21 protein-coding genes are annotated in these 21,884 nt (G+C 61.7%); 14 read left to right on the forward strand and 7 right to left on the reverse strand.

Annotated features, from left to right (window positions below; genetic code table 11):
- Positions 1–21 precede the first annotated feature (21 nt).
- The 4 genes from sucC to L6D80_RS02120 all read left to right on the forward strand — a co-directional run bounded on the left by sucC (position 22) and on the right by L6D80_RS02120 (position 4,768).
- A complete protein-coding gene (sucC, locus tag L6D80_RS02105; RefSeq protein ID WP_011534748.1) occupies positions 22–1,188 on the forward strand; it encodes an ADP-forming succinate--CoA ligase subunit beta in 1,167 nt (388 codons plus the stop codon).
- Positions 1,188–2,072 (forward strand): succinate--CoA ligase subunit alpha, encoded by an 885-nt coding sequence (gene sucD, locus L6D80_RS02110; protein WP_004376004.1) that lies wholly within the window; start codon positions 1,188–1,190, stop codon positions 2,070–2,072. Before sucC ends, sucD begins: the two co-directional genes overlap by 1 nt.
- Positions 2,073–2,454: 382 nt before the next feature.
- Positions 2,455–3,768, forward strand: coding sequence for a branched-chain amino acid transport system II carrier protein (brnQ, locus tag L6D80_RS02115; protein ID WP_176512519.1), 1,314 nt, complete (start codon positions 2,455–2,457; stop codon positions 3,766–3,768).
- 253 nt (positions 3,769–4,021) lie between these two features.
- Positions 4,022–4,768 (forward strand): DUF599 domain-containing protein, encoded by a 747-nt coding sequence (locus L6D80_RS02120; protein WP_054899914.1) that lies wholly within the window; start codon positions 4,022–4,024, stop codon positions 4,766–4,768.
- A gap of 67 nt (positions 4,769–4,835) precedes the next feature.
- Here L6D80_RS02120 and L6D80_RS02125 read toward each other — a convergent pair whose 3' ends face one another.
- Positions 4,836–5,111 carry a hypothetical protein gene (locus L6D80_RS02125; protein ID WP_016393105.1) on the reverse strand — a complete coding sequence of 92 codons (276 nt, stop codon included), beginning with the start codon at positions 5,109–5,111 and terminating at the stop codon, positions 4,836–4,838.
- Between the two features lie 154 nt (positions 5,112–5,265).
- Between L6D80_RS02125 and L6D80_RS02130 the strand changes: the two genes are divergently transcribed.
- The 4 genes from L6D80_RS02130 to L6D80_RS02145 all read left to right on the forward strand — a co-directional run bounded on the left by L6D80_RS02130 (position 5,266) and on the right by L6D80_RS02145 (position 8,987).
- The gene (locus tag L6D80_RS02130; protein WP_054899913.1) at positions 5,266–5,742 is read left to right on the forward strand and encodes a PaaI family thioesterase; all 477 of its coding nucleotides are present in this window, start codon (positions 5,266–5,268) and stop codon (positions 5,740–5,742) included.
- Positions 5,739–6,221, forward strand: coding sequence for a PaaI family thioesterase (locus tag L6D80_RS02135; RefSeq protein WP_054899912.1), 483 nt, complete (start codon positions 5,739–5,741; stop codon positions 6,219–6,221). The genes L6D80_RS02130 and L6D80_RS02135 overlap by 4 nt, the downstream gene beginning before the upstream one ends.
- 70 nt (positions 6,222–6,291) lie before the next feature.
- Positions 6,292–8,196, forward strand: a complete 1,905-nt coding sequence (htpG, locus tag L6D80_RS02140) for a molecular chaperone HtpG (RefSeq protein ID WP_054899911.1) — start codon at positions 6,292–6,294, stop codon at positions 8,194–8,196.
- Between the two features lie 65 nt (positions 8,197–8,261).
- The gene (locus L6D80_RS02145) at positions 8,262–8,987 is read left to right on the forward strand and encodes a dienelactone hydrolase family protein (protein ID WP_054899910.1); all 726 of its coding nucleotides are present in this window, start codon (positions 8,262–8,264) and stop codon (positions 8,985–8,987) included.
- A gap of 30 nt (positions 8,988–9,017) precedes the next feature.
- On the opposite strand, the gene L6D80_RS02150 is transcribed toward L6D80_RS02145, so the two are convergent.
- A complete protein-coding gene (locus L6D80_RS02150; protein WP_176512520.1) occupies positions 9,018–9,881 on the reverse strand; it encodes a pirin family protein in 864 nt (287 codons plus the stop codon).
- Positions 9,882–9,996: 115 nt separating this feature from the next.
- Here L6D80_RS02150 and L6D80_RS02155 point away from each other — a divergent pair, with 115 nt between their 5' ends.
- Entirely contained in the window at positions 9,997–11,001 is a 1,005-nt protein-coding gene (locus tag L6D80_RS02155; protein ID WP_054899908.1) for an amidohydrolase family protein, read from the forward strand.
- 98 nt (positions 11,002–11,099) lie between these two features.
- On the opposite strand, the gene fabB is transcribed toward L6D80_RS02155, so the two are convergent.
- The 5 genes from fabB to L6D80_RS02180 form a co-directional block, all read right to left on the reverse strand.
- A complete protein-coding gene (gene fabB / locus L6D80_RS02160) occupies positions 11,100–12,320 on the reverse strand; it encodes a beta-ketoacyl-ACP synthase I (protein WP_176512521.1) in 1,221 nt (406 codons plus the stop codon).
- A gap of 11 nt (positions 12,321–12,331) precedes the next feature.
- Positions 12,332–12,847, reverse strand: a complete 516-nt coding sequence (fabA, locus tag L6D80_RS02165) for a 3-hydroxyacyl-[acyl-carrier-protein] dehydratase FabA (protein WP_054899906.1) — start codon at positions 12,845–12,847, stop codon at positions 12,332–12,334.
- A 221-nt stretch (positions 12,848–13,068) separates the two neighbouring features.
- Positions 13,069–15,000 (reverse strand): ATP-binding protein, encoded by a 1,932-nt coding sequence (locus L6D80_RS02170; protein WP_176512522.1) that lies wholly within the window; start codon positions 14,998–15,000, stop codon positions 13,069–13,071.
- Positions 14,997–15,887: an ABC transporter substrate-binding protein gene (locus L6D80_RS02175; protein WP_176512523.1), complete on the reverse strand. Its 891-nt coding sequence runs from the start codon at positions 15,885–15,887 to the stop codon at positions 14,997–14,999. Before L6D80_RS02175 ends, L6D80_RS02170 begins: the two co-directional genes overlap by 4 nt.
- Positions 15,887–18,034, reverse strand: coding sequence for a TonB-dependent receptor plug domain-containing protein (locus L6D80_RS02180; RefSeq protein WP_176512524.1), 2,148 nt, complete (start codon positions 18,032–18,034; stop codon positions 15,887–15,889). Before L6D80_RS02180 ends, L6D80_RS02175 begins: the two co-directional genes overlap by 1 nt.
- A 138-nt stretch (positions 18,035–18,172) precedes the next feature.
- Here L6D80_RS02180 and L6D80_RS02185 point away from each other — a divergent pair, with 138 nt between their 5' ends.
- The 5 genes from L6D80_RS02185 to L6D80_RS02205 all read left to right on the forward strand — a co-directional run bounded on the left by L6D80_RS02185 (position 18,173) and on the right by L6D80_RS02205 (position 21,797).
- Positions 18,173–19,198 (forward strand): NAD(P)H-dependent glycerol-3-phosphate dehydrogenase, encoded by a 1,026-nt coding sequence (locus L6D80_RS02185; RefSeq protein ID WP_054899903.1) that lies wholly within the window; start codon positions 18,173–18,175, stop codon positions 19,196–19,198.
- Between the two features lie 36 nt (positions 19,199–19,234).
- Positions 19,235–19,582 (forward strand): DUF4389 domain-containing protein, encoded by a 348-nt coding sequence (locus tag L6D80_RS02190; protein WP_054899902.1) that lies wholly within the window; start codon positions 19,235–19,237, stop codon positions 19,580–19,582.
- A complete protein-coding gene (gene sixA / locus L6D80_RS02195; protein ID WP_176512525.1) occupies positions 19,579–20,037 on the forward strand; it encodes a phosphohistidine phosphatase SixA in 459 nt (152 codons plus the stop codon). The genes L6D80_RS02190 and sixA overlap by 4 nt, the downstream gene beginning before the upstream one ends.
- A 120-nt stretch (positions 20,038–20,157) precedes the next feature.
- Positions 20,158–20,946 (forward strand): alpha/beta fold hydrolase, encoded by a 789-nt coding sequence (locus tag L6D80_RS02200; RefSeq protein WP_054899900.1) that lies wholly within the window; start codon positions 20,158–20,160, stop codon positions 20,944–20,946.
- Complete coding sequence (locus tag L6D80_RS02205; RefSeq protein WP_176512526.1) at positions 20,943–21,797, forward strand: alpha/beta hydrolase; 855 nt, start codon at positions 20,943–20,945, stop codon at positions 21,795–21,797. Before L6D80_RS02200 ends, L6D80_RS02205 begins: the two co-directional genes overlap by 4 nt.
- Positions 21,798–21,884 lie beyond the last annotated feature (87 nt).

Genomic DNA, 21,884 nt, shown 5'->3' on the forward strand with positions numbered 1-21,884 from the left:
CTAACGAAGACGGTAAAAAGCATGAATCTTCACGAGTATCAGGGTAAGCAGCTGTTCGCTGAGTACGGCCTGCCAGTTTCCAAGGGTTTCGCGGTCGATACCCCTGAGCAAGCTGCAGAAGCCTGCGACAAGATTGGCGGTTCCGAGTGGGTTGTCAAAGCCCAGGTTCACGCCGGTGGTCGCGGTAAAGCGGGCGGCGTCAAGCTGGTTCGCAGCAAGGAAGACGCCAAGGCGTTCGCTGCACAGTGGTTGGGCAAAAATCTGGTTACCTACCAGACCGATGCCAACGGTCAACCCGTCTCCAAGATTCTGGTCGAATCCTGCACTGACATCGCCAAAGAGCTGTACCTGGGCGCTGTAGTGGATCGTTCGAGCCGCCGTATCGTGTTCATGGCCTCCACCGAAGGTGGCGTGGACATCGAGAAAGTTGCGCACGAAACGCCTGAGAAGATCCTCAAGGCTACTATCGACCCGCTGGTCGGCGCTCAGCCGTTCCAGGGTCGTGAACTGGCGTTCCAGCTGGGCCTGGAAGGCAAGCAAGTTCAACAGTTCGCCAAGATTTTCGTTGGTCTGGCCAAGCTGTTCAAGGATCACGATCTGGCCCTGCTGGAAGTGAACCCGCTGGTCATCAAGGCCGACGGCGACCTGCACTGCCTCGATGCCAAGATCAACATCGACGCTAACGCCATGTACCGTCAGCCAAAGCTGAAAACCTTCCACGACCCGTCCCAGGACGACGCCCGTGAAGCCCACGCTGCCAAGTTCGAACTGAACTACGTTGCCCTCGAAGGCAACATCGGCTGCATGGTCAACGGTGCTGGTCTGGCCATGGGTACCATGGACATCGTCAACCTGCACGGCGGCAAGCCAGCCAACTTCCTCGACGTGGGTGGCGGCGCTACCAAAGAGCGCGTTACCGAAGCGTTCAAGATCATTCTGTCCGACAGCAATGTCGCGGCCGTTCTGGTCAACATCTTCGGCGGCATCGTTCGTTGCGACATGATTGCCGAAGGCATCATCGGTGCAGTGAAAGAAGTCGGCGTTAAAGTTCCGGTCGTCGTTCGCCTCGAAGGCAACAACGCCGAACTGGGCGCTAAAGTACTGGCAGAAAGCGGTTTGAACATCATTGCGGCAACCAGCCTGACCGACGCTGCTCAACAAGTTGTCAAAGCTGCGGAGGGCAAGTAATGAGCGTCCTGATCAATAAAGACACCAAAGTCATCTGCCAGGGCTTCACCGGCTCGCAGGGTACTTTCCACTCCGAACAAGCCATCGCCTACGGCACCAAGATGGTCGGCGGCGTTACCCCGGGCAAGGGTGGTACCACCCACCTGGGCCTGCCGGTGTTCAACACCGTCAAGGAAGCTGTGGAAGCAACCGGCGCTGACGCTTCGGTCATTTACGTTCCAGCTCCTTTCTGCAAGGACTCGATCCTGGAAGCAGCCTTCGGCGGCATCAAGCTGATCGTCTGCATCACCGAAGGCATTCCTACCCTGGACATGCTGGATGCCAAGGTCAAGTGCGACGAACTGGGTGTTACCCTGATCGGCCCTAACTGCCCAGGTGTCATCACGCCGGGCGAGTGCAAGATCGGCATCATGCCTGGCCACATCCACCTGCCAGGCAAAGTCGGTATCGTTTCCCGTTCCGGTACCCTGACCTACGAAGCGGTCAAGCAGACCACCGACGCCGGCTTCGGCCAGTCGACCTGCGTCGGCATCGGCGGTGACCCGATCCCAGGCTCCAACTTCATCGACATCCTGAAGCTGTTCCAGGAAGACCCGAAGACCGAAGCGATCGTCATGATCGGTGAGATCGGCGGTTCGGCTGAAGAAGAAGCGGCGGCCTACATCAAGGCCAACGTCACCAAGCCTGTCGTTTCCTACATCGCCGGTGTTACTGCACCTGCGGGCAAGCGCATGGGCCACGCTGGCGCCATCATCTCCGGCGGCAAGGGTACTGCGGATGAAAAGTTCGCCGCCCTGCAGGACGCGGGTGTGAAGACCGTGCGTTCCCTGGCTGATATCGGCAAGGCCCTGGCCGAGCTGACCGGCTGGGAAGTGAAGAAGTAAGTAACACGTAACACCCCCCACGCGCACAGAGGCCACCTTCGGGTGGCCTTTGTCGTTTATGCGTTACAGGTTGGCATCAATGGCAGAGCGTTTTCGATTGGTTTGATAGGAATTTTCACACAGACGAATGTTCTTGCCCTGGGGATAATTCCTGTTGTCCTCGGTCGCACAGACGACAAACACATACGCACATCGGACAAGCAGCCCTGTGTCAGTGCGTTTGCCGGGTAAAACGGTTAATCTACGCGTTCACTCTGTGCCCGTACCCCAAAAGGGAACGACACGCTAAACGGGTCTGGCCTATCAAGCCGGGCAGCATTTCCCCCACCCATGGGGAAATCCCTTCTCGAATCCCGATTTCAGCAGTGTGGTACTACCCTAAATGAAAGTGTTAAAAGGCCAGGATATCCTGGCGCTTGGCTTTATGACGTTTGCGCTTTTCGTCGGCGCGGGCAATATCATCTTCCCGCCTATCGTTGGCCTGCAGTCCGGCCCGCATGTATGGATGGCGGCCCTGGGCTTCCTGGTCACCGCCGTGGGCCTACCGGTCATCACCGTGGTTGCCTTGGCCAAGGTCGGCGGCGGCATGGATGCCCTGAGCAGCCCGATCGGCAAGTTCTTCGGTGGCCTGCTGGCTGCGGTGTGCTACCTGTCGGTCGGCCCGCTGTTCGCCACGCCGCGTACGGCGACCGTGTCGTTCGAGGTGGGCGTAGCCCCGCTCACCGGTGAAAGTCCGCTGGCCTTGTTCATCTACAGCCTGGTGTACTTCATCGTGGTGCTGGCGGTTTCCATGTATCCGGGCAAGTTGCTCGATACCGTGGGCCGTTTCCTTGCGCCGCTGAAGATCATTGCCCTGGCGGTACTGGGCATCGCTGCGTTCGCGCTGCCGGCCGGTACTATGGGTGAGGCGCAGCCAGCGTATGCTGCCGCCGCCTTCTCCAAAGGCTTCTCCGATGGTTACCTGACCATGGACACGCTGGGGGCGCTGGTCTTCGGTATCGTCATCGTCAATGCCATCCGCTCCCGTGGCGTCGAGTCGCCCAAGCTGATCACCCGCTATGCCATCATTGCCGGCCTGATTGCCGGTGTGGGCCTGGCGTTGGTGTACATCAGCCTGTTCCGCCTGGGTGCCGGCAGCCATGAAATCGCGGCGGGCGCCACCAACGGCGCGGCGGTATTGCACGCTTATGTGCAGCACACCTTCGGCTCGCTTGGCAGCGGTTTCCTTGCCGTGCTGATCGCGCTGGCCTGCTTGGTGACCGCAGTTGGCCTGACGTGTGCGTGCGCCGAGTACTTCAGCCAGATTCTGCCGCTGTCGTACCGGGCGTTGGTGGTGATCCTGGCGGGCTTCTCGTTGCTGATCTCCAACCTGGGCCTGACCAAGCTGATCATGTTCTCGATCCCGGTGCTGACCGCTATCTACCCGCCCTGCATCGTGGTGGTGGGCCTGAGCTTCGTCAAAGAACTGTGGAACTCGCCGGCGCGCATCCTCGCGCCGGTGATGCTGGTGTCGCTGGTGTTCGGCATCGTCGATGCGATCAAGGGCAGCAGCATTGCCCATGTGTTGCCGGACGTCCTGGCGCACCTGCCGCTGAGCGATCAGGGCCTTGCCTGGTTGGTGCCTTCCGTGGTCACCCTGGCGGGTGCCGTGGCGTGCGACCGCATGCTTGGCAAGCCGCGTGAATCGCTGGCCTGATGTGTCGAAGCCTCCACGCTGGTAGCGGCCACAAGCCATAAGCGCCAGCCACGGCTGTAGACCAGAAACCCCGCATTCGAAAGGATGCGGGGTTTTTTGCTTGCACTTGGCCCATCGCTGGCAAGCTGGCGCCCATCAAGGTAGGTGGGCTCGGAAGCAACAAAAATTGTGTGCCAAGCGTGTGTCTTTCCGCGGGTGCGGGCGTCGAAACCCGGTCCGTATCCTTTATGCAACAGCCCTTCGGGAACCCTGCATGCACTTCATCCAAAACAACCTTCACAACGTGCTGGCTGTCTGTTGGTTCGCCCTTTGCTGGGGCGGCTACACCCGCTATGCCATTTGCAAAGGCCGCGATACTGCCTGCCTGGCCAGCGTCCTGCACCTGTACCGGGAAGACTGGATGCGCCGTATGCTGCTGCGCGATAACCGAATTGCCGATGCGAGCGTGATCGGTAACCTGGAGCGCAATGCGTCGTTCTTCGCCTCCAGTACCCTGATCATCCTCGCCGGTATCCTGACCGTGCTGGGTGCATCCGACCGTGCATTGTCGCTATTGGCGGATCTGCCTTTGGTGCAGCAGGCCTCGCAAGGGATGTCGGAAATCAAGCTGTTGTGCCTGGCAATGGTGTTTGTCTACGCGTTCTTCACCTTCAGTTGGTGCATGCGCCAGTACAACTTCGCAGCCGTATTGGTTGGCTCCGCCCCGATGATTGGCGAGCGTCTGGTCAATGAACAGGAACGCAAGGCATTTGCGTTGCGGGCGGCGAGGGTGTTGTCGCTGGCGGCCAACCAGTTCAACTTTGGGTTGCGCTCTTATTATTTCGGCATGGCCATGCTCACCTGGTTCATCAGCCCCTGGTTGTTCATGCTCGTGAGTGTCGGGGTCGTGCTGATTCTGTATCGCCGCGAGTTTCATTCCGACGTGCTGGAAGTGATGGTATTTACGCCAACGGAAAGTGCGTCAGAGATGAGCAGGGAAAACGCCAGTATGAATAACTGAAACGTTTAATCCTTAAATGACAGGCATAAAAAAACCCGACAGTGTCGGGTTTTTTTATGTCGCTCGATTACTGCTTGGCAGGCTCGGCTGGCGCGGTTTCTGGCGCCGGAGTCGCCGGAGCGGCTTCTTCGGCAGCCTTCTTCTCGGCTTCGGCCTGATCTTTGGCGGCTTCGGCGTTTTCCTTGGCGGCGTCGTTCATTTTATCCTGAGCTTCGCCCATCTTTTCCTGGGCTTGCTCGGCGTGTTGCTGTGCGTCCTGGGCTTTGTCTTCGCTCGCTTTATCGCAAGCAGCCAGGCCCATGGCAGCAGCCAGCATCAGAGCAAAAGCAAAAGGTTTACGCATGGGGGTATATCTCCTTGGTGGAATAAGTGACTTGTTCCTTCGAGTTCGACGGGGCGACATTAGTTCCGCTTCAGTTACAGATATATAACACCCCATTCTATATAGACTTTTTATCGTTTTTATGCCGCTGGCCCACTGATCAGGGAACGTACCGATGACCGATACACGCTTGATGGCCATGGCCGAGCGCTTCTTGTCGGCGCTGAAACATTGCCAAGTATTGCAGATGCGCGTGGCCCATGCGGACGCCGACGGCATGACGCTGCTGTTGCCCTGGTCGCCCGCCATCGTCGGGAACCCCCAGACCGGTGCAGTACATGGCGGCGCCCTGACCACCCTGATGGATACCACCTGCGGGATGGCCACGCTCTGCGTGCTGCCGAGCTTCGAGGTGTGCCCGACCCTGGACCTGCGCATCGACTACATGCACCCTGCCGAGGCGGGCAAGGCCATCTACGGCCACGCTCAGTGCTACCGCGTGACCCGGGATGTGATCTTCACCCGCGGCACTGCTTACCAGGATGACCCCCAGCAGCCAATCTGCCAGGTCGTAGGCACCTTCATGCGCCTGGGCCAGGAGATCAAGGGCGGTATCCGATTCGGCAACAGTCTGAAGGAGGGCGGAGCATGATTGCGCCGGACGTTCGTCAACGCCTGAACGCCGCCCACGCCGTGGGCGACTACCAGCCCTTGCTGGCGTTGATCCCTTATGCCGGGCTGATCGGCATCACCTGTCAGCGCCAGGGTGACGACTTGCTGTTTTGTCTGCCAGCCAGCGCGGACAACATCGGCAACCCATTGCTGCCGGCCATTCATGGCGGGGTGATCGCCGGCTTCATGGAGCTAAGCGCAGCGCTATACCTGCTGATCTATAGCGAGAGCGCCAGCATCCCGAAGATCATCGACTTCTCCATCGATTACCTGCGTGCCGGGCTTTACCGCGATACCTATGCGCAGTGTCAGCTGTGGCGTCAGGGGAGGCGGGTGACCAACGTTGCGATCACCGCATGGCAGGCGGATCGGCAGTCACCGATCGCCACTGCGCGCGCGCATTTCAAGATCGAACCGGAAAAGCCCTTGAAATCGTCCGGGCAGCCCCCATCTGCATGACATCCGCCATTAACGCAGGCCAAACCGGCCGCCGGGCGCCCACTGCCATCAGATCGGAGTTTTGAAGACCATGAGTGTGGAAACACAAAAGGAAACCCTGGGCTTCCAGACCGAGGTAAAGCAGCTGCTTCACCTCATGATTCATTCCTTGTACTCGAACAAGGAAATTTTCCTGCGTGAGCTGATTTCCAATGCCTCCGACGCGGCCGACAAGCTGCGTTTCGAAGCCCTGGCCAAACCAGAGCTGTATGAGGGCGACGCCGACCTGAAGATCCGCCTGAGCTTCGACAAGGACGCCGGGACCGTTACCCTTGAGGATAACGGCATCGGCATGAGCCGCGAAGACGTGATCACCCACCTGGGCACCATCGCCAAGTCCGGCACTGCCGACTTCATGAAGAACCTTACGGGTGACCAGAAGAAAGATTCGCACCTGATCGGCCAGTTCGGCGTGGGCTTCTATTCGGCGTTCATCGTGGCCGACAAGGTCGATGTCTTCAGCCGTCGCGCCGGCCAGCCGGCCGCCGAAGGCGTGCATTGGTCGTCCAAAGGCGAGGGCGAGTTTGAAGTCGCCACGGTCGAAAAACCACAGCGCGGCACGCGCATCGTCCTGCACCTGAAGAAGGACGAGCAGGAATTCGCCGATGGCTGGCGCCTGCGCAACGTGGTCAAGAAGTACTCCGATCATATTGCCCTGCCGATCCAGTTGCCCAAGGAGCAAGCTGCCGCCGAAGGCGAAGAGCAGCCGGCTGAAGCGTGGGAAACCGTCAACCGCGCCAGCGCCCTGTGGACCCGTCCGCGTACCGAAATCAAGGACGAGGAATACCAGGAGTTCTACAAGCACATCGGCCATGACTTCGAAAACCCGCTGGCCTGGAGCCACAACAAGGTCGAAGGCAAGCTCGAATACAGCTCGTTGCTGTATGTGCCGGCCCGCGCGCCGTTCGACCTTTACCAGCGTGAAGCGCCACGCGGCCTGAAGCTGTACGTGCAGCGCGTGTTCATCATGGACCAGGCCGAGTCGTTCCTGCCGCTGTACTTGCGGTTCATCAAAGGTGTGGTCGATTCCAACGACCTGTCGCTGAACGTTTCCCGCGAAATTCTGCAAAAAGACCCGGTCATCGATTCGATGAAGACTGCCCTCACCAAGCGTGTGTTGGACATGCTTGAGAAGCTGGCGAAAAACGAGCCGGAGCAGTACAAGGGCTTCTGGAAGAATTTCGGCCAGGTGATGAAGGAAGGCCCGGCCGAAGACTTCGCCAACAAGGAGAAGATCGCCGGCCTGCTGCGCTTCGCTTCCACCCACGATGAAAGCGGCGAGCAGAGCGTATCGCTGGCTGAGTACCTGGCACGTGCCAAGGAAGGCCAGGACAAGATCTATTACCTTACCGGCGAGTCGTACGCGCAGGTCAAGAACAGCCCGCACCTGGAAGTCTTCCGCAAGAAAGGCATCGAGGTGCTGCTGCTGACCGACCGCATCGACGAGTGGCTGATGAGCTACCTCAACGAGTTCGATGGCAAGGCCTTCGTCGACGTTGCCCGTGGCGACCTGGACCTGGGCAAGCTGGACTCCGAGGAAGACAAGAAGGCCCAGGAAGAAGTCGCCAAGGACAAAGAAGGCCTGGTCGAGCGCCTGAAGGGTGCGTTGGGTGACAGCGTCGCCGAAGTGCGCGTATCGCACCGCCTGACCGACTCGCCGGCGATTCTTGCCATCGGCGAACAGGACCTGGGCCTGCAGATGCGCCAGATCCTCGAAGCCAGCGGGCAGAAGGTGCCGGAGTCCAAACCGATCTTCGAGTTCAACCCGACTCACCCGCTGATCGAGAAACTGGACAACGAGCAGAGCGAAGACCGCTTTGCCGAACTGTCGCACATCCTCTTCGACCAGGCGGCCCTGGCGGCCGGCGACAGCTTGAAAGACCCGGCGGCTTATGTTCGCCGTCTGAACAAGCTGTTGGTCGAGCTGTCTGCTTGACTTGATGCACAGGAAAGCCCGCTTCGGCGGGCTTTTTTCATGGTGAGTACCCAAGGAGTTGCTTGATGAGCAAGGTAATCGTCGAATCGCTGGTCTATCACCTGTCCGGCAAAACCTATGAAAGCCGTCTGGTGTATGAGCCAGGTTCGCTGGGGCGTCCAGGTCTGGTGATGGCGCCGAACTGGATGGGCATTGGCGAAGGTGCCGAACGCATCGCCAAGGAGGTGGCCGAGAAAGGCTACGTGGTGCTGATTGCCGATCTGTATGGGCAATCGGTGCGTCCGTCCAATGCCGATGAGGCAGGTGCGGCGATGATGCCGTTGAAGAACGACCGTGGTGAACTGCGCAAGCGCATGAAGGAAGCGCTCTCGCAACTGTTGGCGCAGTCCAAGGCACTGCTGGAGCCTGGCAAAGTGGCCACCTTCGGTTTTTGCTTTGGGGGTTGCTGCGCTCTGGAGCTGGCCCGTACTGGCGCCGATCTGAAGGCCGCCATTTCGTTCCACGGCACGCTGGATACCCCGGACCCGCAGGATGCCAAGCATATCAAGGGTTCGGTGCTGGTGCTGCACGGGGCGTCGGACCCGTTGGTGCCGAAGGAACAACTGCCAGCGTTCGAGGACGAGATGAATGCGGCCAAGGTGGATTGGCAGCTGCTGAGCTATGGCGGTGCGGTGCATTCGTTCACCGACCCGGCGGCCAATGTGCCGGGCATGATGCAGTATGACCGTCGGACCTCAGAGCGGGCGTTCCGCTCGATGCATAACCTGCTGACCGAAGTGTTCCAGCGCTGACCGTGCATTGGGGCCGCTGCGCGGCCCCAATCAGCGAGGCAGCTCGATCCTTGAGACTTCTCCCGGCACCACCGGCCAATCGCCGGCAGCCCACTTTACCCTGGCCTGCTCGATCAATTCCGGGTCGCTTGCGACAAAATTCCAGTTCATCCGCCGCGGCCCGTCCAGAGGCTCGCCGCCAATCAGCACCAGCTGGCATTCACCTTCGGCAAACAGCGTTACCTGTTCGCCTTCCGGCAGCACCACCAAGCTGCACGGCTCGATGTCCTCATCGTCCATGAGCAGCTCGCCATCGAGCAGATACAGCGCCCGCTGTGCCTGGTCAGCAGGCACCAGCAACGTGGTGGCCGGTTGCATCCGTACATGGGCGTAAAGGGTAGGGGAGAGCACCGGCACCGGCGATTCAAGGCAAAAACCATTGCCAGCAATCATGCAGATACGCACGCCGAGGTTGTCGCTCACCGGTAGGCTGGCCGCTGGGTGATGGCTATAGCTTGGTGCACCTTGCTCGAGTGCGCGGGGTGACGCCAGCCACACCTGCAGCCCGTGCAGGCGCGAACCGTGGGCCAGGGCATCGGCGTGCGTGCGTTCGACATGTGCCACGCCGCTGCCGGCCGTCATCCAGCGGACGTCGCCTGGCAGCACGCGCTGCTCCGAGCCCAGGCTGTCCTTGTGCAGGATCGCCCCTTCGAACAAGTAAGTCAGGGTCGATAGCCCGATGTGCGGGTGCTGGCGAATATCCATGCCATGGCCCGGCGCATAGTCGGTTTCCAGCATATGGTCGAAGAATACGAATGGGCCAACACTGCGGCACTGTGCTGAAGGCAACGGGCGCAGGATTGGCTGGCCCTCGACCGACTCGGCGCGGGGGCGGATGACCAAGGGTCGGTTCATGGTGGACTCCAGGCGAGGCGTAATGCCCCCAGCATAGCGCTTTGCCCGGTATTGCTGAACCGTTGCGCCAGCCTGCCGGTCTACCTTGTTCGTATCTGCAAAAGGAAAACTGCCCATGATCGCCAGAGTGCTGGCCTGTGCGTTGTTGTCAGGATGCCTGTGCCAGGCAATACAGGCCCGTGACTATCGCTACAGTGATGCCCACCTGCACTACGTGGACTTCTTTCAGGAGAGCGAAGGCATGCCTGCGCTGATCAAGGCCATGGATGACGCCGGTGTCGAGCACTCGATGATTTCTGGTGTGTCCGTGGCCAAGAAGTGGCACGAGGACGAACCCAAGCGCCCTCGCTACTACGCCGGTGATGACGCAGATGCGTACTGGTATAGCGCCACTGACCTCTACGTGGCTGCAGCGTTGCAGAAGTTGCCCGAGGCGCAGCGTCAACGCTTCCACCCGTTCCTTGCGGGTTTCAATCCGGTGGACAAGAACGCCGTGAGCCATATCGAGCGCATGCTCGAGCTGTACCCGGGGCTGTGGCAGGGCATTGGTGAAGTGTTCACCCGCCATGATGACCTCACCGCCCTGACCAGTGGCGATACACCGCGTGCCAATAACGAGGCCATGACTCGCATCTACCACCTGGCGGCCGAACACGATATGCCAGTGCTGGTGCATTCCAACATCACCTCCAAGCGCGAGCGCAACCCGCTGTACCTGGCAGAGATCGAAGAGCCGCTGCGCAATCATCCGCATACCCGGTTTATCTGGGCGCATGCGGGCACGAGCCTGGAGATTCACCGGCATCAGACACAGATGGATTTTCTGTTGCCGGTGCTGACCCGAATGCTGGAGGACTACCCCAACTTGTACATCGATTTATCGTGGAGCGTGCTGGAGCCTTACCTGCTGGATGACAAGGGCGTGCCTCGCAAGGAGTGGGTCGCGTTGGTCGAGCGCTTCCCGGAGCGGTTCATGCTCGGCTCTGATGTGGTGGGTAGGTTTGGCAGCCTTGGTGAACAGATGCACGGCTTCAAACCGTTCCTGGATGCCTTGCCAGAGGCGGTGGCGAAGCAGGTGGCAAGGGATAACTTTCTGGCTGTATTGCCCAAGGCTGGTTAACCGTCTGCGCTTGCCCCGCGAAAATGGCCAGTGCAACCAAGCACAAATGAAAACGCCCCGAACCAGTCGGGGCGTTTTCATCGCAGCATCAAAAGGCCTTACTTGCCTTCCCAGCGCTTGAGTACCAGGGTGGCGTTGGTGCCACCAAAGCCAAAGCTGTTGCTCATGACCGTGTCGATCTTGGCGCCTTCTTCGGTTTTACGCAGGATCGGCAGGTCGGCGACCTCCGGGTCCAGCTCGTCGATGTTGGCAGAGCCGGCGATGAAGTTGTTTTCCATCATCAGCAGGCAGTAGATTGCCTCGTGCACACCTGCAGCGCCCAACGAGTGGCCAGACAGGCTCTTGGTCGAGCTGATCTTCGGTGCCTTGTCGCCGAACACTGCGCGAACACCCTTCATTTCGGCAACGTCACCGACCGGGGTCGAAGTGCCGTGGGTGTTCAGGTAGTCGATCGGGGTGTCGACGGTGGACAGCGCCTGCTGCATGCAGCGGATGGCGCCTTCGCCGCTTGGGGCAACCATGTCGTAGCCGTCGGACGTGGCGCCGTAGCCAACGATTTCGGCGTAGATCTTGGCGCCGCGGGCCAGCGCGTGCTCCAGCTCCTCGACCACCACCATGCCGCCACCGCCGGCGATGACAAAGCCATCACGGTCGGCGTCGTAGGCGCGGGAAGCCAGCTCCGGGGTTTCGTTGCGTTTGGTCGACAAGGCGCCCATGGCATCGAACAGGAACGACTGGCTCCAGTGTTCTTCTTCACCGCCACCGGCGAAGACGATGTCCTGCTTGCCCCACTGGATCTGCTCCAGCGCAGTGCCGATGCAGTGTGCAGAAGTGGCGCAGGCCGACGAGATCGAGTAGTTGATGCCCTTGATCTTGAACGGGGTGGCCAGGCACGCCGAAACGGTGCTGCCCATGGTGCGGGTGACGCGGTATGGGCCGACGCGCTTGACGCCTTTCTCGCGCAGGGTGTCCAGCGCTTCCATCTGGTTCAGGGTCGAAGCGCCGCCGGAGCCGGCTACCAGGCCGGTGCGCGGGTTCGAGACCTGTTCTTCGGTCAACCCAGCGTCCTTGATCGCGTCCTGCATTGCCAGGTAGGCATAGGCGGCGGCGTGACCAACGAAGCGGTAGACCTTACGGTCGATCAGTTCTTCGAGGTTGAGGTCGATGGAGCCGGAAACCTGGCTACGCAGCCCCTGTTCCTTGTACTCCGGGTTGTAACGGATACCCGGACGGCTGTTGCGCAGGTTTTCGGTGACGGTAGCTTTGTCATTGCCCAGGCACGATACGATGCCCAGACCAGTGATAACGACGCGGCGCATGCGAATAACCCTTAGAAATTGTCAGTGGAGGTGAACACGCCGACCCGCAGGCCTTCGGCAGTGTAGATCTCGCGGCCGTCAACGCTGACCGAGCCATCGGCGATGGCCATGTTCAGCTTGCCCTTCAGGACGCGCTTGATATGAATGTTGTAAGTGACCGTCTTGGCGGTAGGCAGCACCTGGCCAAAGAACTTCACTTCGCCCGAGCCCAGCGCGCGGCCACGGCCCGGCAGGCCCTGCCAGCCGAGGAAGAAGCCCACCAGCTGCCACATGGCATCGAGGCCCAGGCAGCCAGGCATTACCGGGTCGCCTTCGAAGTGGCAGGCGAAGAACCACAGGTCCGGGGTGATATCCAGCTCGGCGACCAATTCACCTTTGCCGTACTTGCCGCCTTCTTCGCTGATATGGGTGATGCGATCGACCATCAGCATGTTCGGCGCGGGCAGTTGCGCATTACCTGGGCCGAACAGCTCACCGCGACTGCAGCGCAGCAGGTCTTCCCGAGTAAAGGCGTGTTGTTTGGTCATGCGAGCTCCTCAATAACCCCCTGTGGCAGGGGATGAATCTTCCCGGCCGGCCCGCAATCGATGACACACAGTTCGATGACTACGGGGCGGCAGCCTACAGGTAGACTATTGCGTTGTGGTGAAAGTCACAGCGCACCTGGCGAAAGAAGTACAGGTGTGCACTGAAACGTCTATTTTCAGGGCCGACGAAGGTCCTGTCCAGTCCTTAAGACTGTCGCACTTTAGCATTTATCGCCAGTCGCGGCTGTCCGGCCAGGTAACCAGCGTTGCAATACCCGCTGCAGGTCAGTGCGGCGGAACGGTTTGCTCAGATAATCGTCCATGCCGGCGGCCATGCAGCGCTCGCGGTCGCCCTGCAGGGCATTGGCGGTCAGCGCGATGATCGGCAACTGGCCACCGTTGGGCAGCCGGCGAATGCGCCGGGTGGCCTCGTAACCATCGACCTGCGGCAGGCGACAGTCCATCAGAATGGCGGCAAAGTGCTGCTGGCTGACCTGCTCCACTGCCTGGGCACCATCGTGAGCCACGCTGACCTCCAGGCCCAGGCTGCGCAGCATGGCCTCGATGACACTTTGGTTGACCGGGTTGTCCTCGACCAGCAGCACGCGTTGGCCCTCGGCCAGCGACCCTGGGGCTGCCAGTGTGCCGGGGGCTGGCACTGGCAGGGCGCTGGCCAGGGCCAATGGCATCTCCAGGGTAAAGGTCGAACCCAGCCCCTCGCGGCTTTCACCGCGCAATTTGCCGCCCATGCGTTCGGCCAGGGTACGGGCGATGGACAGGCCCAGGCCGGTACCCCCATAGCGCCGGGAAATCGAGCTGTCCGCTTGCTGGAAGGCGACGAACATCATCTCCAGGCGCTCGCTGTCGATGCCGATGCCGGTGTCGCGCACACTGCAGGTGAATTGCAGCGTCTGGCGATCAAGTAGCTGCCAGTGGGCCTCTACCTGCACTTGGCCCCGTTCGGTGAACTTCAAGGCGTTACCTACCAGGTTGAGCAGGATCTGGCGGATACGGGTAGGGTCGCCCACCACCTGCAGGTGCTCGCGGTCCACGGGCAACTGCAGGTGCAACTGAAGGCCGCGCTGTTGCGCGCTGTGCTGGAATGACTGCACGCAACTGGTGATTAGCTCGCCCAGATGGAAGTCGATGTGCTCCAACTGCAGTGTGGTGCGTTCGATCCGCGAGAAGTCGAGGATATCGTTGATCACCTTGAGCAGGTGCCCGGTGGATTCACTGGCCACGGCTGTATAGTCGGCCTGTTCACTGGTCAACTGGGTGGTTTCCAACAATTGCAGCATGCCCAGCACGCCGTTCATGGGCGTGCGCAGTTCGTGACTCATCATTGCCAGGAATTCCGACTTGGCGCCGTTGGCCTGTTCGGCTTCCTCGCGCGCCTGGATCAACTGGGCAATGGCCTGCTTCTGTTCGGTGCTGGCCTGTTCCAGGGCGCGGGCCAGATTATTGATGTGACGCGCCAGGTGGCCCAGCTCGCTGTCGTCGACCACCGGCAGTGGGGTGTTGTAATCACCCTCCTGAATCGCCTTGACGGCGCGCCCCATGTCGCTGATCGGCTTGGCCAGGCTCACGGCCAGGCGGCGGGCGAGAAGGAAAGTGAACAGCAGGGCGAACAGGGCCAGGATGCCGGCCTTGATCACGATTTCCTGTTGGCGCTGGCTGAACGCGTCGTCCGACATACCGACGATTACCCGCCCCAGGTAGTCGTCGCCGATGGCGGTGGGCGGTGCCTTGCCCTGCTGCAGGAAGTCATTGTCCAGGCGGATTTGCTGCAGGCGGATCGGTGCCTGGAACACCTCCACGCGTTGGGCCCGGTTGGCACTTTCGTCAGCCTGCTCGACATACACCAGAATGTGGTTGCCGTTGTCCTGAACCTCGAGAAAACGTACATGGGGGATGCTCAGGGTCGCACGCATCAGGCCTTCGAGGACTTCGTTGTTACCGGAAATCACCCCGTATTCGGAGGCCGGCGCCAATTGGTTGGCAATCAGTTGGCCGGTATGGTTGAGCTCCTGGCGCAGGTCCTGGATGCGCACGAAGGTGAAGAAGCTGATCAGCAACAAGGTCAGCAGCAGCGCAGGGCCCAGGCTGATGATCTGGGTGCGGGTGTGGATGTCCCAGCTCAGGCGTTTGCTCATGGGGTGGGTTCTCCTTCGGCCAAGGCCTTGGCAGTGGCGTTCGGATCGATCGGCTCCAGGCCCAGGGCGCGCGCCACCTGCTGGTTGCCGCTGACACCAAAGCGCGACGGGTACAGGCTGCGGGGCCAGCGCGAGGGCGGATGATCAAGCATTTGATCGAGCACTGCCAGCCAGTCCTCCTGATCGCTGTAGGTGCTGGCCAGGGCGCCGGCACGGACGAAGCCGGCATTGGGGCCGATCAGTGCCATTTGCCGGCCATAGCTGCTGAGCAACAGGTTTTTCGCCGTCTTGGAGTTGTACAGCGCCGGGTCGTCCAGGCCCAGAAGCAGGTCGCTGCTGCCCAGCAGGTGCTGCAGCGGCCTGCTGTCGCGTTGATCTGGCCAGTCCTGGGCGATGATTTCCAGCCCCAGCGGGCGGGCCGCCTGGCGCAGTTCGTCGATCAGGAAGTGGCTGTGTTCGCCGTACAGCACGCCGACGCGTTGGGCCTGCGGGAGCAGGTAGCGTGCCAGGCGCAGTTGCCGGCCCAGCGGCGGATCACTCCACAGCAGCGTGAGGTAGGCGGGGCGTGACTTTCCCAGGCGTTGTTGGGCTTGCACCCGACTGATGCGCATGGCCAATGCCGGCGGACCGCTGGGTTCGCTCAGGCGCCAGTCAAGTGCTCCGCTGTCGAGCAGTATCAGGCGCAGGTCGCCCTTGAGCTGCCCGGGACGTGGCAGCTCGCTGACGGCCTTGAAACGCACCTGGTCATGGTTGCGACGGCTCTCCAGGGCGCTGACGAAGCTGCGGATGCCAGGCTGGTCCTCGCCACCGACCAGGAGGATTTCGCTGGCGGACAGCGAACCCAGTGGCCATAGGCAGAACAGCAGCAGGCGCAGCAGTCGGGACATCAGAACTCCAGCTCCGCGCTGACGCTCAGGCGGTGGCGGCTGTCATAACGGTTCTGGACCATCGTGGTCGGTTCGTCGTCCAGGCGCTGTTGCCACAACGCCGCCAGCTCCAGGTTGCTGCCCTGGATACGGAAACGTTTGGCCAGGCGCAAGTCGAGGCGTTCAAAACGGTACTGGTTGAGCGCATCGTCGCCATAATAAAACAGCGCACTCGACCAGCCGTCGCCCCACTCGCGTATCCAGCCGGCCGAACCACTGTTACGGGCAGTGTTGGCGGCGTCGGCGGGGTTACTGGCCCAGGCGTCCACGTAGGCGTACGTCAGCCGCAACCGGTCGCGCCGGGTGACGCGCCAGTCCAACTGCGCCTCGCTACCGCTGAAGCGGGCCTTGTTGGCATTGCTGGCGATGTACTGGTTGTTCTTCAGGGGCTCGCTGATCATGCCGGTGATCTCGTCATAGAACAACTTGATGTCCATGCTCAGGTCGATGTCGCTGAAGTAGCCGTTGTAGCCAAGCTCGCGTGAGCGCATGCGTTCCTGGTCAAGGTCGCCTGGCCCGCGCGTCTTGACGAAGTATTCACCGTGTTGCTGGCCGAAGGCGGTGGGGGTCAGGTTCTTGACCGTGTAGCTCCAGTTGACGTTGTTCTCGAACATGTCCGGTGAGCGCACCGCTTCGGAATACACCGCGCGCAGGCCGTGGCGCGGCGTGATCAGGTAGTTGACCGCCACGCGCGGGGTCAGGGAACTGCCCGACAGTTGCGAGTCCTCGAACATCGCGCCGCCTTGTACGATCCAGTGTTCATCGGCGCGCCACTCCAGTTGGCCGAACAGGCGCCAGGTCTGGTCGTCGACGCTGCCATTGAAGTAGGTCTGCGAGTCGGCGCGGTCATAGCGGTAGTTCATGCCGCTGAGCAGGCGCAGGCTGTCGGTGAGGCTGAGCGTGTCCTGAATCTCAAGGTCGTAACGGGTTTCGCGGGTGCTCTGGTCGACATCGCCGCACACCACGTTACTGCCGCCCTGGTGGGTCCACTGGTCCTTGATCGCATCGACCAGGGCCTGTTCTTCCGGGTTGCTGCTGTTGGGCGGGTTGTTGGCCCCGCGCGCCACCAGCTCAGCGTAGTTCGGGTTGAGCTGCCACAGCCGGGTCAGCTCCGGGCTGAAGGCCAGTGCGGCATCGCAGGCACGCCACACCTGCTGGCGGTCGAAGTGCTGTGCCGAGCCCTGCACATACAGGCTGTGCTCGGGGTTGAAATCGATGTTCCAGCGCACCGAGCCTGCGTAGTCCTTGGCGTTGACATCGGCGTTGTCACCGCTTTCGCTGACGTAGGGGAACACCGGCTGGTAGGTGTACGGGCGCTGGTTGCTGCCTTCCTTGGCCGCCAATTGCCATTCCAGGGTCTGGTTCGGTGCCAGGGTGTGGCTGACGCTGAGGTTGAAGCGGTTCAGGCGGCGGCTGTCGCGGTAGGCCTGGCCGAACTGGTTTTCATCGAAGCCATCGTCCTTCTGCCCCGACAGCGACAGGCGCAGGTCGCCGCCGTCCCAGCCTAAGCCATGGCTGAGGTAGTAGTCGTCGATGCCGTCCTGGCCACGGGTCAGCTTCATCCGGGTGCCATGGCTGTCAGCGGGGTTGCGGGTCAGGATGTTGACCACCGCCATCAGCGCGTTGGCGCCGTAACTGACGGTATTGGGGCCGCGGAAGACTTCGATGCGTTCGATGTCCTCCAGCGCCACCGGAATGTCGCTCCAGTCCACCGTGGCCAGGCCAGCCCGGTAGACCGAGCGGCCATCGATCAGCACCTGCATCCGCCGTGCTTCGTTGACGCTGGTGCCGTGGTAGTTGACGTTCGGCTGGTTGCCCGCGCTGTAGCCGATCATCATGCCGGGCACCAGGCGCAGCAGTTCGGGGATGTCGCGGGCACCGCTGGCACGGATCAGTTCGCTGTCGAGCACGGTCATGCTGCCCGGTACGGCAGCTGGGGATTGTTTCAGGCGTGTGGCGGTCAGAACCTGCGGCAGGTCTGCGTTGTCGATGAACAGGTCGTCGGCCATGGCCGGGCTACCGAGCAGGGCGGTCAATAGCAGCAGGCGAGGGTAGGGAGGCGTGCCAGAAAACACGATACGGCCTTGTATCACAGTTGAAACAGGCATGTTAACTGACCTTTGCGGTTTTGCCAGTGATCTGCGCCGAGGCTGCGGGCGCTTTCACGGGCCTGACACTGGCTCTGTTGCCTGCGCGCCGTATAATGGCTCGGTCGCCACTTAACTTATGGCTTTAACGGATTGAATATGACTGAACAGCAACCTGTTGCAGTTCTGGGAGGCGGCAGCTTCGGCACCGCCGTGGCGAACCTTCTGGCGCAGAACGGCGTGCCAGTGCGCCAATGGATGCGCGACCCCGAGCAGGCCGAAGCCATGCGGGTCAATCGCGAGAATCCGCGCTACCTCAAGGGGATTCGCCTGCACGACGGTGTCGAGCCGGTCAACGACCTGCTGGCGACCTTGCAGTACAGCGACCTGATCTTCGTCGCGCTACCCTCGAGTGCCTTGCGCAGCGTGCTGGCGCCCCATGCCGAGCTGCTGTGCGGCAAATGCCTGGTCAGCCTGACCAAGGGCATCGAAGCGCAGACCTTCAAACTGATGAGTCAGATCCTTGAAGAAATCGCGCCTCAGGCACGTATCGGAGTGCTGTCCGGGCCGAACCTTGCCCGCGAAATTGCCGAGCACGCGCTCACCGCCACCGTGGTGGCCAGCGAGGATGAAGACCTCTGCCAACGCGTGCAAAGCGTGCTGCACGGCAGCACCTTCCGCGTCTACGCCAGCAGCGACCGCTTCGGTGTCGAGCTGGGCGGTGCGCTGAAGAACGTCTACGCGATCATCGCCGGCATGGCCGTGGCATTGGGCATGGGCGAGAATACCAAAAGCATGCTGATCACCCGTGCGTTGGCCGAGATGACCCGTTTCGCCGTGAGCCAGGGTGCCAACCCAATGACCTTCCTGGGCCTGGCCGGCGTAGGCGACCTGATCGTCACCTGTTCCTCGCCCAAAAGCCGTAACTACCAGGTCGGCCACGCCCTGGGCCAGGGGCTGAGCCTGGAGCAGGCGGTCAATCGCCTGGGTGAAGTGGCCGAGGGGGTCAACACCCTCAAGGTGCTCAAGGCCAAGGCTGAAGAGGTGCAGGTGTACATGCCGCTGGTCGCTGGCTTGCACGCCATCCTGTTCGAAGGCCGCACGCTGGCCCAGGTGATCGAGCGCCTGATGCGCGCCGAGCCCAAGACCGACGTCGATTTCATTTCCACCAGCGGTTTCAATTGAGCCCTCAGCGGCGCTGAGCAGAGTAAGGAGCGAGACATGAACGATACCCCCGAGCGCGCCCAGCGTGAGTCGATCATCCTGCGCGTGGTGTGGATGCTGGTGTTTCTGGTGGTCTGGCAACTGGCCGAACTGCTGCTCGGCGGCCTGGTGCTGGTGCAGCTCATCTACCGGCTGATCTACGGCGCACCCAGCGCCAGCCTGATGAACTTCGGCGATAGCCTCAGCCAGTACCTTGCCCAGATCGGTCGCTTTGGCACTTTCCATACCGACAGCAAGCCGTGGCCGTTTGCCGACTGGCCCGCAGCGCGTGCACCGGAAGGCGAGGCGCCCCATGCCGTAGCCCCGGCCGCCCACCCGGTACGTGACGAGGAACCCAAGCTGTGAAGCTGTGGGTACTGCGCCACGGCGAAGCGGAGCCGCGGGCCAACACCGACGCCGAACGGCGCCTGACCGCCCATGGTCGCGAACAGGTGCTGCGCAGCGCCGCACGCCTGCTTGGCCAACCACTGCAGGCCATTATCGCCAGCCCCTATGTGCGCGCCCAGCAAACGGCGGCCCTGGTGCATGACACGTTGGGCTTTGCCGAGGCGGTACAGACCGTGCCGTGGCTGACCCCCGACAGCAATGTGCAACAGGCCATCGGTGAAATCGAGCGCCTGGGCCTGGAGCATGTCCTGCTGGTCAGCCATCAGCCGTTGGTGGGCTCACTGGTCGGCATGCTGGAGCACGGCCATGCCCAGCAGCCGGCGCCGCTGAGCACTGCTAGCCTGGCCGAACTGGAAGGCGACTGGCCGCTGGCCGGGCTGATGACACTGCGCGCGCTCACCTCACCGGCCTGATGTGGCAGCTGCACAGGCGCTGGCTGACCTGATCGCCCTTGGCGATGACCTTTACAAACGTTGCCGAATGTAAGGCGGATACCGACAATAGGCCATCATCCTCGACCCGGACCAGGCGCCATGTCGCAGCAGATCTTCTTCGCCCATGCCAACGGCTTCCCGTCGGCCACCTATGGCAAGCTGTTCGCTGCCCTGGCGCCGGACTACCACGTGCAGCACCTGGCCCAGCATGCCCACGATCCGCGCTTCCCGGTGGATGACAACTGGCAGAACCTGGTCGATGAACTGTTGCACCACCTGGCGCAGCAAGGTGCGCCGATATGGGGTGTCGGTCATTCCCTGGGTGGGGTGTTGCACCTGCATGCCGCCTTGCGTTGCCCGGAGTACTACCGCGGCGTGGTGATGCTTGACTCGCCCGTGCTCACCCGGGCCGATCAATGGTTGCTGCGCACCGCCAAGCGTTTCGGCTTCATCGACCGCATCACCCCGGCAGGCCGCACCCTTGGACGGCGTGAAGCGTTCACTGACCGTGACAGTGCACGTGACTACTTCGCCAGCAAACGCCTGTTTCGACATTTTGACCCCGACTGCCTGGAGGCCTATCTGGAGCACGGCCTGCAGGACGCGGAGCACGGGGTGCGCCTGCGCTTCGATCCGGCGACCGAGATTGATATCTACCGCAACATTCCGCACGCCAGCCCAGCGCCCGCACGGCAGCTTCAGGTGCCGCTGGCCATGGTGCGCGGTGATCGCAGCAATGTGATTCGCCGCCACCACACGCTGGCCGTGCGCGGCATGCCCAAGGGCGAGTACCACTGTGTGCCCGGCGGGCACATGTTCCCTCTGGAGCGTCCCACCGACACCGCCAGCCTGATCAAAGGCCTGTTCGACCGCTGGAGCGTGGCATGAACGCCCAGGTCGAGGAAGTTCGCCTGAGCCTGGGCCACATCGAATTGGCAGCCCACCTGTTCGGGCCAGCCGATGGCGTGCCTGTGATCGCCCTGCATGGCTGGCTGGACAACGCCAACAGCTTTGCCCTATTGGCGCCACGCTTGAAGGGCCTGCGTATCGTCGCCCTAGACCTGGCCGGGCATGGCTATTCGCAACACCGACCGCCAGGGGCCGGTTACGCGCTGGCCGATTATGCCCACGACGTACTGCGGGTGGCCGAACAGCTGGGCTGGCAACGTTTTGCCCTGTTGGGGCATTCGCTGGGGGCGATCATTGCCGTGCAACTGGCCGCTGCCTTGCCCGAGCGGGTCAGCCACCTGGCGCTGATCGACGGCGTCATCCCGCCAACCGGCGCCGAGCAGGATGCCGGCGAACGCCTGGGCCTGGCACTGCAGGCCCAGCTACGCCTCGATGGCAAGCGCAAGTCGGTCTACAAGACCTTGGAAGAGGGCGTGCAGGCACGCATGAAGGGTATGGTCGCGGTCAGCCTCGAAGCCGCCGAGCTGCTTGCCCAGCGTGGGCTGATGCCGGTACCCGGCGGCTACAGCTGGCGCAGTGACAGCCGCCTGACCCTGCCATCGCCGGTGCGCTTGAGCCATGCCCAGGCCATGGCCTATGTAAGCAGGGTGCGCTGCCCGGCCTGCCTGGTCGTTGCCGCAGATGGCATGCTGGCACGTCAACACGCGCTGCTGGACCAGCTACCCTTTGAGCAGACCACGCTGCCCGGCGGCCATCATCTGCACCTGAACGATGAGCAGGGCGCGACCCTTGTCGCAGACTGTATCAATCGCTTCTTTGGCTTTGCTTGACTTGCACCGGACAAGTGTCGAGGCTTGGCGGGTTGAACAGGGAGACAACCATGCAACTGCCAGACATCCTGGAGCTTCACCGCGGCG

The sequence above is a fragment of the Pseudomonas ceruminis genome, assembly GCF_021602025.1.
GTDB lineage: Bacteria > Pseudomonadota > Gammaproteobacteria > Pseudomonadales > Pseudomonadaceae > Aquipseudomonas > Aquipseudomonas ceruminis.